Genomic DNA, 14,258 nt, shown 5'->3' with positions numbered 1-14,258 from the left:
TATAAAAATTATAAGTTATGGATATCGCCGGACTAAAATTAGATTTGATAAAGAAAATAATGGAAACCAATGATATTGATTTATTGCTAAAAGTAAAATCTTTATTAGACAACAAAAATTATTCAGAATCAGCAGAGCATGTATCTTCGGTTAGTGAACCTGTTGTGACATATAAAAAATTAAAAACCAACGATATAAGATATTTTTCTGAAGCGGAGCAAAAAAAAATAAACATTGCATCAGAACAGTATGAAAAAGGAGAATTTATCTCGAATGAAGAAGCTCAAATTGAATTAGAAAAATGGTTCAGGGAACAAGAAAAATAGTTTGGACTTCATTTGCAAGACAATCAAAATATGCTATTTTTTTGTATTGGAATCAAAGAAATAAATCAACATCATACAGTAGAAAATTAAACGTTTTATTTCAAGAATCATTAAAACAAATTGTGAAATTTCCGGAAAGCGGTATTGAATCCAATAATTCAGATGTCAGGCTTAAAATTGCAAGTCATTTTGAATTGATTTATCAAATTACAACTACTCAAATTGTTGTTCTTGACATTTGGGATACGAGACAAAACCCTGAAAATTTTCCAATTAAATAAATTTAAAAAAACTCAGAGCCTTAGTCCGAAACTTCGGAACAGGGTCTGAGGCACTACAAAAAGAATGAAAAAACACTTCCCAGCAATCGCAAAAACAGCATTAGTTTTAGTTTATTTAGTAATTGTAGCAGGAGCTTTAGTCCGAATGACAGGTTCAGGAATGGGCTGCCCGGACTGGCCGAAGTGTTTTGGCTATTATATACCTCCAACGGATTTAAAAGAACTGACCTGGGCACCAAACCGCGCTTTTGAAAAAGGTCAGGTTATTATTAAGGATGAAACTTTATTGGTTGCAAAAGATAATTTTACAACTCAGGCTGCTTTTGATGGGTTGCATTGGGAAAAATATACCAAACACGATTATGCCATTTTCAATCCGTTGCATACCTGGATCGAATACATTAACCGTTTGTGCGGAGCCCTGGCAGGTATGGCTTGCTTTTTTATGGCCATTGTTTCTTTTACGTTTTGGAAAGAAAAGAAAAGAATTGTCCTGCTTTCCTGGCTAGTTGTTTTTATGATGGGTTTTCAGGCCTGGTTGGGTGCCAAAGTTGTTTATTCGGTTTTAAACCCAATAAAGATAACGGTTCACATGGTGATGGCATTGGTAATTGTTGCTGTAATTTTATACATTATTCAGTTAGCAAGACCAAAATTTGCCACTGTAACGTACAATGCCGCATTCAAAAAAGTACTTTTATTTTCGCTTGTACTGACTTTAATTCAGGTTGCCATTGGCACACAAGTGCGTCAGTTTGTAGATGAGCAGGTCAAAAATGGTTTGACGGAAAGTGTTTTTTGGCTTCAGAACCCTTCTGTTACTTTTTACATTCACCGTTCCTTTTCAATTATTGTCTTACTTGTAAATGTGTATTTATTCACTAGAAATAGAAAACTCAACTTAGGTTTTTCAAAAATAAACCTGGTATTACTTATCATTGGAGTAGAAATCCTAACCGGAATAGCAATGGCCTATTTTGATTTCCCATTGGGAAGTCAGGCAATCCATTTGGTTTTAGCCTCTATCCTGTTCGGAATTCAGTTTTATATGATTCTGGAAGCCAAGAAAACTATCCCAGCCAGCTCTTAAAATCCTGAACTTTCTCGCGGCTCACAATTACCTCATCTTCTTTATAAGAGGGTAAAATAACTTTTAGACGCGAATTGGTATACACCTGAATTTCCTTTATCGCCTGAAGCGGTACAATAAACTTTCTGCTGACACGAAAGAAATCTTTCATGTCCAGTTCCTGTTCAAGAATTTCTAAAGTCGAATCAATTAAATAGTTCCTGTTATCGAAAGTATGAATGTAGGTTCCTTTGTTTTCACTGAAAAAACATTCGATTTCATCGGTGGTAATCACTTTTAGATGTTGTCCTATTTTAACGGTAAATCGTTTTTTATAATTCTTTTCAAAAGGATTCGACAACATTTTCCTGATTTGTTCAAAATCAAGCTGAAGGTTTGTTGTTTCCGTTTCTAATTTAGGAAGACGTGTTTTAAATTTGGTCACAGCGACATCCAGATCATCTTCATCAATAGGTTTCAGCAGATAATCGATACTGTTGAGCTTAAATGCTTTTAAGGCATATTCATCGTAAGCAGTGGTAAAAATAATGGCGCTTGTAATGTTTATTTTTTCAAAAATTTCAAACGACAAACCGTCTGATAACTGAATATCAAGAAAAATAAGATCCGGATGTTTATTATTACTAAACCAATGAATTGATTCTTCTACAGAGTGTAACATGGTTTCTACAGCAATATCTAACTTTTCAAGCTTTCGCTGCAGCAATCTTGCCGCTGGTTTTTCGTCTTCTATAATTAATGTGATCATCTATTGATATGCAAAATTTGAAAAAATAAAGTTTAAAGTTACTCCCATTTATTCTTACTTTCTACTTCTTTATCCATATATTTTTTGATTTTTTTATCCTCCCAGTCCTTATTGAAAAAGATATCAGGTCCAAAAACTGAAAAGGCATGAATGGCTAAGGCAATACCCCAATAAAACGCTGTCGAATAGATTTCCCAATTTTGAAACCCTCTCAGTTCAAAATGATTTCCAATAAAACCTCTGCTATTCAAACTAGAAATAATGATAATAGCGTTTACTATAACATACACTTTCAAATGCGAGTAAAATCCTTTTATTTTTTTTACTTTTCTGTACGCTCTGTTATAGCTCTCGTCTGTGCTAAATTCGTGTGCATATTCTTCATACATACGTCTTCTAAATCGTCCCATTTTTTTATTGAATTATATTATTGCCATTTGTTTTTGTTCTCTTTTTCTTTTTCCATCAATTCCTTGATTTTTCTTTCTTCCCAGTCTTTACCTAAAACCGGAAATACTTCAAAAACCTTTAATCCATGAAAAACAACTCCGACTCCCCACCACAACAGTGGCCAGAAAAACCATAAATATTGTGGAGATGTCCACAAATTAATGATAATCAAAATAATATTTACCCCGATAAAAGCGGTAAGATTACTATAAAAGCCTTTAATATTTTCTACTTTCTTTTTTGCAAGATAGTATCTGTCTTCTTCGTTATAATTTATTTCCATGATCACACCCATTTTTGTTTTTTTTGTCTTTTCTCTAAAATATGTTTTAGTTTACGTTCTTCCCATTCCACTCCAAAAACTTTAAAAGAAAGAAATAAATCTATTGCAGAAAATAAAAACACAGAGGTCCAGATTATCATTACAACATGATTTAGATATTGGAATGGAAAGAAGTTCAATGGAACTCCGTAATATTCCTTTACTACAAAAACTACAACTCCCGCTGCATAAATAAACGCATGCACATAAAAAGATCTGAGCTGTACTGCCTTTTTTCTGAAGATTTGCTGAAACTCAAATCTTTCACGATCATTATTACAATTGGTTTCCATAATCATTCCCACTTTTGTTTTTTATTTCCTTTTTCTAAAAGCTCATTGATTTTTCGTTCTTCCCAGTCTTTATTAAAAACTGGTGAAAATCCAAAAGCTTTCATTCCGTGTAAAAGTATTGGAATTGCCCATCCTATTACGGAATATAAACACCATAAATAACCTGGCGAAGTCATAAGATTAACCACTATTACAATGGGATTACAAAGAAGGTATACCGTTAAATGCTGGTAAAATTTCTTAATTTCATACACTCTTTTCTGAGCCTGATAATAGCGTTCTCCTTTATCGTAATTTGGTTCCATATTATTTCCAGGTTTTTGGGTTGTTCTCTTTTTCTAAAATTTCTCTGATTTTACGTTCTTCCCAATCAGAGCTATACCCAAACACTTTGAAAGCATGCATGGTAACTCCAAATCCCCAGCCTAAAGCCGAAAACCAAAACCATTGAAATCCAGGAGAATAGGTTAAATTTACAAAAACTAAGCACGGAATTACACAACAATATGAAATTACGTTTGCATAAAATCCTTTTAACTCTTCTACTCTCTTTTTAGCCCTGAAATAGGCTTTATTCTCATCACTATATTCTGCACTTGTTTCCATAACTGAAATCTGTTTGGTTAAAATCGGGATTTTAACGGTAAAATTTTCTTCATTTTGTTCAATCAAAACTTTTCTGTCGGTTACAATTCCGTATCGGTTTACGATGTTTTGCAAACCAACGCCCTGACGATCCTGCAAAACTTCCTTCTTCTGAAAATTATTCTGGATTGCGAGACAGTCGCCATCAATAAAAATTTTGATGTGTAATGGTTTTTGTTCGCTTACTACATTGTGTTTTACCGTATTTTCGAGTAAAAGCTGTAAGGACAAAGGCACCACTTTGGCATCCGGATTTATACCTGCTGCCGGCAATTCGTAAAACAAACTGTTTTCGAAGCGCATTTTCAGCAAATTCATATAGGTTTTGGCAAAGGACAATTCCTCTTCCACTGAAACCAGTTCTTTATCTTTCTGCTCTAAAACATAGCGATAGATTTTAGACAGGGAAGTGGTAAACCGCTGTGCATTATCAGGATTTTCTTCGATCAGCGAACTCAGCACATTCAGACTGTTAAAAAGAAAATGCGGATCGATCTGATTTTTTAAACTCTCGAATTTTGCGTTTGCCGTTCCTGCAATAATTTTCTGCTGGGTGACTTCAAATTTAGAGGCTTGTTTCCATTTTACCATAAAACTTCTGGCCTGCATGAAGGTTGAAACTCCCAAAGATAAAATGATATAAAAAAGGTGCACCCAAATCATTCTTTCACTAAAAAACTTCTCTAAGGGAAGGGCCTGAACCACTACGAAAATGATGTAGTTGATTCCTAAAACGGCCGGAACCGTATATAAAACTGTACACAGAATCCCGTAATAAACCCTTAGGTTCGTTTGTTCCAGCCAGTCCCATTTTTTATCTAAGAGCACATTAAGAAAACCATTTCCGAAGCCCAGTCCGAAAGAATAAAGACAACTTAAAAAGAACGTCAGTAATACATTTTTTACATTCAGATCGGCTCCTAAAAAAGCGGAGAATATGACTGTAAATACCATAGAGATCTTGAAACACATGATTGTTCCGGTTCTCAAATTTGCAAATGTATTTTTATGGTCTTTCATTTAGGAACTGATTTGATATTATTTTTTACAGTTTTTTTGAGTTTCAAGTGCTCTGTCTAATCCCCATTTTGGTGAAAAAGGAGTTTCCGGTTTAAAAGTAGCAAAAAGTTCGACAGCTTTATCAACCTGGGCACATAATGGTTTTGTATCAACACCTGTCCATTTTGCTCCTCCTAACTGATAATCAGCTTCACCAAAAACCGCTCTCGGATTATTAGGATCTATTGCTTTCGCCTTAGCATAATTCTCCATTATTTTACCGGAATACTTTTGAGCGTTTGTCATCGGATCCTGAACAACCCAGGCCGTATAAAGTAAAGCCTGTAAAACATATAATTCTGCGTTGTTCTGGTCTTTTATGAACTCAGCATCAAGTGCGTCCTGTGCTTTGGTCAGTAACAAATCTACTTTAGATTTATCTTTTTCTGCAAAAGAGCTTGTTGTATTTACTAATGCAACATAATAATTAGGCAGCCAGCTGTTTTTCTCTGCGGAAGCTATTCTTTCGAACAGGGCCGAAGCTTCTGTGTTTTTTCCTTCTTTCCAAAGTCCGAATGCTTTTCCCATTCCTTGTTCAAATTGTGTTTGTGCTGAACTTATTACGGCTACAAATAATGCGATTGTGGTAATTATTTTTTTCATTTTGATTTTATTTTAATGGTTGTTAATTAATTATTTTTTAGTTGAATACAATAGCTATTTTCGAGTCTTTACTAACCGTAAATTTAGCATCTTTGTACGAAGGCGGTCCCATAAATCCTTTAGCATTATTCGAACATGCATAATCTTCAGAAGGAATCCCCATCATGTTTTTGTCCAGCTTTCCGTTACTGTTCTCATCATGATACGTTGAAATTCCGTATTCTCCTTTTGGAATACCGATAAAGGTAACGGTTGCTTCATTATTTTTAATTTCAGAAACGATACTTTTGTAAGTCGTTTTCAGGAATGTTTCGTCTGAGTTGTACAAACCCACTTTGACAGCTCCTGTATTGTTTTTCAAACCTGAAACAGAAACAGTAAGATTTACATTTTGTGCAGACATTAAACTGCAGATAAAAAAAGTGATTAGCGTAATAATTTTGGTCATGATTTCTTTTTTTTTTAGGTTCTAAGATTCTGAGCGTCTGATTTTTGTTGATGATTGAAACGCTGTTATTAATTTATACTTCAAAAGTATACCGGTTTTTATTGTTTTAAAATTAAATGATACCGAGTTGTTGATTTTGGTGACTGAATTGTTTTTTTTTAAGGTGCAGAGTTACAAAGGTTCAGAGGCTCAAAGTTTTTTTAGATTTTAAAAATCTAATTTTGCCAATACTTATTTAAATAAACTTTTTTTAGGCTGACAATTCCAAGCCTCTGAACCTTTGTCCCTCTGAACCTTTGAACCTTTTTTCTATAAATTTTTCAACTGATTCTCATTTTTATTCTGACTAATCGTCCAGAAGAAACCAACAAAGAAGAATCGGTCTGCTGTTGGTGTAACCGCCTGTCTGTTGTAAACTCCGTTGGCATCGGGTAATTTGGCGTAATCGTATCCGAAAACGTTTTGACTTCCCAATACATTGGAAACAGAGAAATACAATATTTTTTGTGTGGTTAATAAGTACGCCCAGTTAAAGCTTAAACTATTGTATGATTTTGTCTTCCCGTTCATGAATTGTGTCTGGTTCGGATCGTTATAAGGTCTTCCGGAACTGTAACTGTTCGTAAAACCAATTTGTGATTTCCAGTCGGTAATAAAATATTTGGTTACGATGGACAAACTGTGATTTGCAACGAAATTTGGTGTCGCCATATTCGGAAAGTTTTTATACTGTCTTTCTGAATCGATATAAGAATAGGAAATCCAATATTCTAAATTTTTATACAAATTGCTGTCTCTCCAGAATAAATCCAGTCCTTTGGCATAACCCGAACCATTATTATTGAAAACCGAATTGTATTGAATATCTCTTGTATTGTACTGAACCAGATTGCTGTAATCTTTGTAATAAGCCTCTGCCCTGAAGGTTTGTCCGGGTTTTGTAAATTGATAATTCAGAATATAATGCTGTGCTTTTTCGCTTTCAAACTGATGGTATTTTGAATATTTGATGTAATCAACAACCGGTGCCTGGGAAAAATCCCCGTAAGCAAAAGAGAACTGGCTATGTTTAGCAATTTTGTACGCTATTGAAGCTCGTGGTGCCAGATTAGTTTCATCTAACAAACTGTTGTTCGAAAGTCTTACACCAACTTTTAATGCCAGGTTTTTCGAAAACAAAATATCTCCCTCCGTATAAAAAGCGGCAATATCTGAATCGTAACCATTGGCAACTTTAGTTGAAATATTGTCATTAAAGTTTTCATTAAATTTGGTAATGAAATAATCGGCTCCGAAAGATAATTTAAAGTAGTTAGAGACATTTTTTCTCAATTTCAATTTCAGCTGGGCTGCATTTTCATTGGTGTCCACATCGTTGATGTCAAATTTGACTTTGTTTTTACTGTAGCCGTAACTGATTCCTGAAGTCAGTTGCCAGCCGGTTCCAAAATCTCCTTTGTAGGAAGCATTCAGGTAAAAATTGTTATTGTTTAAGTCCGTTCTCACCGGTTCGGCAAAATTTATATTTTTCTGATTCAGATCGAATTTTTCAGAATCAAAAGCAGCGTATAATTTAAAGATTCCATTCGTAAAATGATAGCGATAAACTGCTTCTCCGCCCAAAGACTGGTAGGGACTATTCCAGTCTACATTTTGTGGAATAACCGCCTGATACGGTGCTAAGTTGATATAATTGGTATTGATACTGAACGAGCTTTTTTTCCACTTTTGCGTATTTCCTACACCCAGACCAACGGTCATCAAAGCAATATCGGTCTTATTCTGATCCGGTTCGTCCTGTGTATTCAATAGTAAAACACTTGATAAAGCTTCTCCATATTCTGCAGAATAACCACCGGTAGAAAAAGCGATCCCACTAAACAAAAAAGGAGAAAACCTGCTTCTGGTCGGCAAATTATTCGTACTTGCTCCGTAAGGCTGCGCGACACGAAGTCCGTCAACGAAAGTCTGTGTTTCACTGGCTTCCCCTCCACGAACGAATAAACGCCCGTCTTCCCCAACGGTTTGTGTTCCCGGCAAAGTCTGCAAAGCGGCAATAATATTTCCGGCAGAACCGGCAGTGGTCACAATATCTAATGGTTTTAGCACTGAAACTCTTGCTTTATCGCCCGATTCTAAAGTTCCGGCAGTGATTACAACTGCATCAAGTGAATTTACATTTTCTCTCAATTTAACCGTTTGGTCCTTATAATTGGCAACATCAATTTCTTGTTTATAAGTTTCATAGATTAGAAAACTTACGATCAGGAACTGGTTTCCTGTTGTTGTGGTTTCAAAAGAAAATTCACCTGTGTCAGAACTTGTAGCTCCATCATACGTTCCGTCAATATAGATATTGGCTCCCGGAACCGGTTTCCCTTTTTGGTCAACCACTTTCCCTGAAATGGTATTTTGTGCGAAACTGACCGCTGCAAAAAATAAAAAGGCAATTGTAAAAAGTAATTTGGTTTTCATACCTGTTGGTTTATATATTATTGGTTTTTGATGATGCAAATGTATTTTAACAGTTTTAGTTAAAAAATATTAAATAACCCAATTGTAGAATTTCGGGGATGAGTTGTAAATTACTTATTTGTATATTAGCTTTCAGTTTGTCACATTTAAAAAAAAGAATAAATGAACATAGCTCTCGCGCAGATAAAACCTTTAAAGGGAGACATTCCGGCTAACATCGAAAAGCACCTCAAATTTATAGAAATTGCTTCTTCGCTAAAAGCAACTTCCGTGTTTTTCCCTGAGCTTTCTTTAACAGGTTATGAGCCGGAACTTGCCAAAGCTCTTGCAACTCATCCGGACGATGGTCGAATGGATACTTTTCAGCAAATTTCGAATCGTAAAGAGATTACGATTGGTGTCGGAATTCCAACAAAAACTGAAAATAGAATCCGAATCAGTATGATTGTATTTCGACCGAATCAGGAAAAACTTACCTACTCCAAGCAACAACTTCATGAAGATGAATTTCCCTATTTTGAAAATGGTCATGAACAAGTATTAATAGAAATTGAAAACCAAAAAATTATTCCCGCTATTTGTTATGAGAGTCTGCAAACAGCACATGCCGAAAAAGCAAGCAAACTGGGCGGAGAAATATATCTCGCAAGCGTAGCCAAATCACAAAATGGAATAGAAAAAGCTTTTGTACATTATCCCGAAGTTGCTCAAAAATATAGTATGCCCGTTTTAATGGCAAATTGCATTGGGCAATGTGATAATTTTATAAGTGTTGGCGGTAGTGCTGTCTGGACAAAAGAAGGAAAATTAGCAGGACAGCTTGACAATAAAAATGAAGGCGTTATAGTTTTTAATACGGAAACTGAAGAGATTACCAAACACCGTATTCAGGAGAACTCACTTTACACCCTTTGATAATCAGCTGAAAAAACAAAAATTACATTTCAAGAAAAAAACAAAAAAACCATAGTAGTTATGTCAGAAAACAAAAGAATTTCGAATTTATATCAATCCATTTATAATGGAGAACCCTGGCTGGAAGTCACTCTTGACGACACCTTAAAAAATGTAAGTGCAGAGCAGGCCTACAGAAAAATAAATCCAAATTTAAATACCATTTGGGAAATTGTCAATCATTTAATACAGTGGAGAAGAAACATTTTAAGGCGGGTTCAGGGCGAAACAGTTACCACTCCTGACCATAATTATTTCGTTCCGGTTTTAGATTCCTCCGAAGCAGCGTGGGAACAATCCCTGCAAAGCCTGGCGAAATCCCAGGAATTATGGAGTGCCTTTTTTGAGGATTTTAATGATTCGGATTTAGAAAAAATATACCCAAGTAACAATCATACCTATTATGAGCACATTCATGGAATCATTCAGCATGATGTTTATCATTTGGGTCAGATTGTTATTCTGAAGAAGCTTTTGTAAAAAATTTAAAACCCGAAATAAAATAGTTTTTTTATATGAAAGACATTGATAAAGTACAGAACTTACTTCCTTTTGGCTATCTTTTTCTTGTTATTTTAGGCATAGTCAAAGAAAGTCTGGCCTATTATCAAATTGGAATAAACATCGTAAGGTATTCCTCAGTCATGGACATTTTGATAAGCCCGATAGCAGCCATTACTTCACATCCTATATTTTTCATAACCGTATTAGTATTCATTGTTTTTTATTTCAACGTTCCACAAATACTGATCAAAAACGAAGATAAAAAATGGATTCACAAAATTTTTGGCGTAAAGGATGTTGAACCCGGATTATCAGAAAGCGAAAAACTTAACTATTATAACATTACGGCATTAAAATCACTTAGTGCTTTTTTAGTATGTGTATTTCTGGGATACGGATTTGCAGATGGCAGATCTATTTCTGAAAAAATAAAAAACAACAAACTGCACTATGATTACAAATTAAATTACAGTGACGAAAAGTCTGAAAATGTATATCTCATTGGTTCCAATACCGGTTATTTTTTCTATTTGGCAGAAGGAAATCCGGCTATCAAAATTGCACCTGTAGGCGCTGTAAAAAATCTTGAAATGACCAAAAACAGAATGCTGAACAAATAGTAATCAATGTAATTACACGGTATGAAAACAGAAAAAGAAAAAATGATTTCGGGTGAATATTATATTGCGGGAGATCCTCTCTTAGTAAAAGAACGCCGAAAAGCCAAAAACTTATTGCATCGCCTGAATGTAACCGAATACCGCCTGACCAAAAAAGCAAAGGAAATTTTAGCTGAATTAATTCCGAACACCGGAAAAAGTTTTTATATCGAACCCCCTTTTCATTGTGATTACGGATACAATATGATCTGCGGGGATAATGTTTATTTTAATGTCAATTGTGTGGTTTTAGATTGTGCACCGGTAACGATCGGATCAAATGTATTTTTCGCACCCAATGTCCAGATTTATACGGCGACCCATCCGCTTGATGCCGAATTACGCAAAACATTAGAAAATGCACTGCCAGTTTCTATTGGAGACGATTGCTGGATTGGCGGAAATTCTGTAATATGTCCCGGGATAACTATTGGGAAAGGCTGTGTCATTGGCGCAGGATCCGTTGTGACAAAAAACATTCCGGACAACTCACTGGCTGTTGGAAATCCGGCCAAAATCATTCGAAAATTAAATCAGGAACCTGAATCAAAATCATAATGCTTACCTTAAATAAAGTTCATCATATCGCCATTTTATGTTCTGATTATCAAAAATCCAAAACTTTTTATACCGAAGTTTTAGGTTTAACTATTATTCGAGAAATCTATCGTGAAGAACGTCAGTCATACAAACTTGACCTCGCCTTAAACGGAAGTTACATCGTCGAATTATTCTCGTTTCCCAATCCACCGAAGCGTCCTTCACGACCTGAAGCTGTGGGTTTGCGTCATTTAGCTTTTGAAGTGATTAATTTAGAAGAAACAATTGCTTTTTTGAATACAAAAAACATCGAATCAGAACCCATCCGAATTGATGAAACGACTGATAAGCGATTTACTTTTATAGCTGATCCGGATTTATTGCCGATTGAGTTTTATGAAAGGTAATTTTTAGAAAGATTTAATCTTGAGAAGTCGCGAAGTCGGAAATTTTTTTCTCATTTATGTCATTTCAACGAAGGAGGCTCGAGCGATAGCGAACAAGCGAACAGACGAAGTAAATCTTCGCCAGCAGCTCGACAAAGATTGGCGATTTTGCACGTGGAATTACTACTGGAGATTTCTCCTTCGTCGGAAATGACAAACTAGTAGGTTTAATAATTAAACTTATCAACTTTTCGAAATTCTTCTTCAACATTACAAAACAAAAACAACTTAGAATTATCTTTCAAAGTAACTTTTAACACAATTTACTGAGTGCTTTTTATTAAAAACCCAATGTGATTGCCTAATTTTGTGAAATCGCAAATAAAATGCTGCGATTCTCAAATTTACTTCTGATGAACAAAACGGCACAAATCAAAAAAAATCATCAATTCATTGTTTTTCGAAAATTAGTTATTGTTTCTTTATTAATTGGTTTTCTTTCTGCATTCCTGGGAATTTCACTAAAAAAAATAACCGAATATTACGAAGAAATCTTCTTTCACGAAGTCACGGTACATCCGGTCTTTTTTGTTATTTTTCCTGTTTTAGGATTGTCTGTGATTTATTTTCTAAGGCAGTATCTTTTTAAGAAAAAAGAAAACAAAGGCATAAAAGAAGTCTTTGAAAGCACTACATCAGGTTCAAAAAACCTTCCATCCTACAAAATTCCATCCCACTTTATCAACGGACTATTAACTGTTATTTTTGGAGGCTCCACCGGAATCGAAGTCTCCACTGTTGTGGCTACTGCGACAATTGGTTCCGTTGCACAGCAAAAAGAAAATGTCTTTCGTAAATATAAAACTGAATTAATTTGTGCTGGAGTTGCCGCGGGAATTACCGCACTGTTCAGCAGTCCGGTTGCCGGAATTTTATTTGCTGTTGAAGTCATCTCCCGAAAAGTAACACGCGCTTTTATCCTTACCAATGTAATTGCCGTTTCGATTGCTTTTGGTTTATTATCGATTTTAAAAGAAGAACCTTTATTTACTGTTTCCATCACAACCTGGCACCTGAAAGCGATTCCTTATTTTATTCTTTTAGGTATTCTGGCCGGAATAAATTCGGTTTACCTCACCCGTTGCGTCTTATTTTTCAAATCTCAATTCGGTAAAATTCAAACGCACTACTACAAAATTATTTTAGGATCAATTGTACTGAGTATTTCATTATTTGTATTTCCACAATTATACGGAGAAGGTTATCACGCTATAAAAATGATTTTTGGCAATTCCACCCAGCTTCCGTTAACCGTAACTTTGGCATTGACTTTCATCGGAATCCTAATTCTGAAACCAATCGTTACTTCTGTAACATTAGCCTCAGGCGGCGATGGAGGTGTTTTTGCCCCAAGCCTTTTTATCGGTGCTTTTCTGGGACTTTTATTATCTTCCGTTTTAAATACATTTTTTAACACACAGGTAATTCCGGTCAATTTTATGATTATCGGAATGGCAGCTGTTTTAAGTGCCAGCATTCATGCGCCTTTCACTGCTATATTTTTAGTGTGCGGATTAACAAACGATTATACCTTATTCCTTCCGATTTTAGCCGTTTGCCTGATTTCTAAATACACGGCAAAAATGATTTATCCTTATACTGTTTATACGTATTCTCCAAGTTTAATAAAATAAGCATGCCTGTTCAGAAAATAAAAAGAAGTTACCGCAAGACCCGTTACATCCTTTACAAAGAAACCTTAATTGACTATAAAGAACATTTTTGGTCCTTTTTAGGCTCCTTTGTCGGAATTGGAATTCTGGCTTATCTTGAATCTATTCGTTTTTCCGGCAGCGATATTGTTTTTTTAATTGGTTCTTTTGGAGCATCAAGCGTATTAGTTTATGGAATTATTCAAAGTCCGTTTTCACAGCCCCGAAATTTAATTGGCGGTCATCTGATCTCGGCGATTATTGGCGTTACAGTAAACAAACTGGTCCCTGATATAGTTTGGTTAGCTGCACCGCTTGCCGTTTCGCTTTCTATTATTTTTATGCAAATTACTAAAACACTTCATCCGCCCGGAGGTGCAACCGCACTTATAGCAGTTACAGGCTCTGCTCAAATAAAAGATTTAGGTTATATGTATGTACTTTCTCCCGTTTTAGACGGTGTATTAATTCTATTTATAACGGCACTGATTTTTAATAATATAACTTCAGGCAGGACCTATCCAAGTCACAGCACTTATCATAAGCATTATCACAAAATCAGAAAAAGACTGGTGGGAAAATAGTTTTTTATTTGAAAAATGATTGTCATCCTGAGCGAAGTTGAAGGCTTGCCAATTGGAATGGGGCTTCGACTCCGCTCAGCCTGACAGTCGCAACGAAAATTTTAAACTTAAGTCATTATTAAAATCTTTAAGGTTTTGAAAACCTCAATGGAAAGAATCTTGAACTGGTGTCATCCTGA

Annotated in this window: 19 protein-coding genes; 10 read left to right on the top strand and 9 right to left on the bottom strand. The window is 35.2% G+C overall.

Going from position 1 to position 14,258, the window contains the following annotated elements; all coding sequences use genetic code 11:
* Positions 1 to 59 precede the first annotated feature (59 nt).
* From LPB89_RS08995 to LPB89_RS08985, 3 genes are all read left to right on the top strand, one after another.
* Complete coding sequence (locus LPB89_RS08995; protein ID WP_230701425.1) at positions 60 to 326, top strand: hypothetical protein; 267 nt, start codon at positions 60 to 62, stop codon at positions 324 to 326.
* A complete protein-coding gene (locus LPB89_RS08990; protein ID WP_230701424.1) occupies positions 302 to 607 on the top strand; it encodes a type II toxin-antitoxin system RelE/ParE family toxin in 306 nt (101 codons plus the stop codon). Before LPB89_RS08995 ends, LPB89_RS08990 begins: the two co-directional genes overlap by 25 nt.
* A gap of 64 nt (positions 608 to 671) precedes the next feature.
* Positions 672 to 1,697 (top strand): heme A synthase, encoded by a 1,026-nt coding sequence (locus LPB89_RS08985; RefSeq protein WP_230701423.1) that lies wholly within the window; start codon positions 672 to 674, stop codon positions 1,695 to 1,697.
* On the opposite strand, the gene LPB89_RS08980 is transcribed toward LPB89_RS08985, so the two are convergent.
* From LPB89_RS08980 to LPB89_RS08940, 9 genes are all read right to left on the bottom strand, one after another.
* Entirely contained in the window at positions 1,678 to 2,445 is a 768-nt protein-coding gene (locus tag LPB89_RS08980) for a LytTR family DNA-binding domain-containing protein (RefSeq protein ID WP_230701422.1), read from the bottom strand. The genes LPB89_RS08985 and LPB89_RS08980 overlap by 20 nt on opposite strands.
* Before the next feature lie 38 nt (positions 2,446 to 2,483).
* On the bottom strand, positions 2,484 to 2,855 hold the full coding sequence (locus tag LPB89_RS08975; protein WP_230701421.1) for a 2TM domain-containing protein: 372 nt from the start codon (positions 2,853 to 2,855) through the stop codon (positions 2,484 to 2,486).
* Positions 2,856 to 2,872: 17 nt separating this feature from the next.
* Positions 2,873 to 3,178: a 2TM domain-containing protein gene (locus LPB89_RS08970; RefSeq protein ID WP_230701420.1), complete on the bottom strand. Its 306-nt coding sequence runs from the start codon at positions 3,176 to 3,178 to the stop codon at positions 2,873 to 2,875.
* Positions 3,179 to 3,180: 2 nt separating this feature from the next.
* Positions 3,181 to 3,510, bottom strand: a complete 330-nt coding sequence (locus LPB89_RS08965; protein ID WP_230701419.1) for a 2TM domain-containing protein — start codon at positions 3,508 to 3,510, stop codon at positions 3,181 to 3,183.
* A 2-nt stretch (positions 3,511 to 3,512) separates the two neighbouring features.
* Positions 3,513 to 3,815 carry a 2TM domain-containing protein gene (locus tag LPB89_RS08960; protein ID WP_230701418.1) on the bottom strand — a complete coding sequence of 101 codons (303 nt, stop codon included), beginning with the start codon at positions 3,813 to 3,815 and terminating at the stop codon, positions 3,513 to 3,515.
* A 1-nt stretch (position 3,816) separates the two neighbouring features.
* Positions 3,817 to 5,175, bottom strand: a complete 1,359-nt coding sequence (locus LPB89_RS08955) for a histidine kinase (protein WP_230701417.1) — start codon at positions 5,173 to 5,175, stop codon at positions 3,817 to 3,819.
* Positions 5,176 to 5,193: 18 nt separating this feature from the next.
* Positions 5,194 to 5,817: a hypothetical protein gene (locus LPB89_RS08950; RefSeq protein WP_230701416.1), complete on the bottom strand. Its 624-nt coding sequence runs from the start codon at positions 5,815 to 5,817 to the stop codon at positions 5,194 to 5,196.
* Between the two features lie 37 nt (positions 5,818 to 5,854).
* Entirely contained in the window at positions 5,855 to 6,265 is a 411-nt protein-coding gene (locus LPB89_RS08945; protein ID WP_230701415.1) for a DUF2141 domain-containing protein, read from the bottom strand.
* A gap of 309 nt (positions 6,266 to 6,574) precedes the next feature.
* Complete coding sequence (locus tag LPB89_RS08940; RefSeq protein ID WP_230701414.1) at positions 6,575 to 8,740, bottom strand: TonB-dependent receptor; 2,166 nt, start codon at positions 8,738 to 8,740, stop codon at positions 6,575 to 6,577.
* A 162-nt stretch (positions 8,741 to 8,902) separates the two neighbouring features.
* Between LPB89_RS08940 and LPB89_RS08935 the strand changes: the two genes are divergently transcribed.
* From LPB89_RS08935 to LPB89_RS08905, 7 genes are all read left to right on the top strand, one after another.
* The gene (locus LPB89_RS08935) at positions 8,903 to 9,655 is read left to right on the top strand and encodes a carbon-nitrogen hydrolase family protein (RefSeq protein WP_230701413.1); all 753 of its coding nucleotides are present in this window, start codon (positions 8,903 to 8,905) and stop codon (positions 9,653 to 9,655) included.
* 60 nt (positions 9,656 to 9,715) lie between these two features.
* Complete coding sequence (locus LPB89_RS08930; protein WP_230701412.1) at positions 9,716 to 10,174, top strand: DinB family protein; 459 nt, start codon at positions 9,716 to 9,718, stop codon at positions 10,172 to 10,174.
* Positions 10,175 to 10,209: 35 nt separating this feature from the next.
* Positions 10,210 to 10,818 (top strand): hypothetical protein, encoded by a 609-nt coding sequence (locus tag LPB89_RS08925; protein ID WP_230701411.1) that lies wholly within the window; start codon positions 10,210 to 10,212, stop codon positions 10,816 to 10,818.
* Between the two features lie 21 nt (positions 10,819 to 10,839).
* On the top strand, positions 10,840 to 11,415 hold the full coding sequence (locus LPB89_RS08920; RefSeq protein WP_230701410.1) for a sugar O-acetyltransferase: 576 nt from the start codon (positions 10,840 to 10,842) through the stop codon (positions 11,413 to 11,415).
* Complete coding sequence (locus LPB89_RS08915; protein WP_230701409.1) at positions 11,415 to 11,804, top strand: VOC family protein; 390 nt, start codon at positions 11,415 to 11,417, stop codon at positions 11,802 to 11,804. The genes LPB89_RS08920 and LPB89_RS08915 overlap by 1 nt, the downstream gene beginning before the upstream one ends.
* 365 nt (positions 11,805 to 12,169) lie before the next feature.
* Positions 12,170 to 13,477 (top strand): chloride channel protein, encoded by a 1,308-nt coding sequence (locus tag LPB89_RS08910; RefSeq protein WP_230701408.1) that lies wholly within the window; start codon positions 12,170 to 12,172, stop codon positions 13,475 to 13,477.
* A 2-nt stretch (positions 13,478 to 13,479) separates the two neighbouring features.
* On the top strand, positions 13,480 to 14,079 hold the full coding sequence (locus LPB89_RS08905) for an HPP family protein (protein ID WP_230701407.1): 600 nt from the start codon (positions 13,480 to 13,482) through the stop codon (positions 14,077 to 14,079).
* Positions 14,080 to 14,258 lie beyond the last annotated feature (179 nt).

The organism is Flavobacterium sp. ENC, from assembly GCF_020991415.1.
Taxonomy (GTDB): Bacteria; Bacteroidota; Bacteroidia; order Flavobacteriales; family Flavobacteriaceae; genus Flavobacterium.
This window is presented reverse-complemented; position numbering and strand designations above follow the sequence as displayed.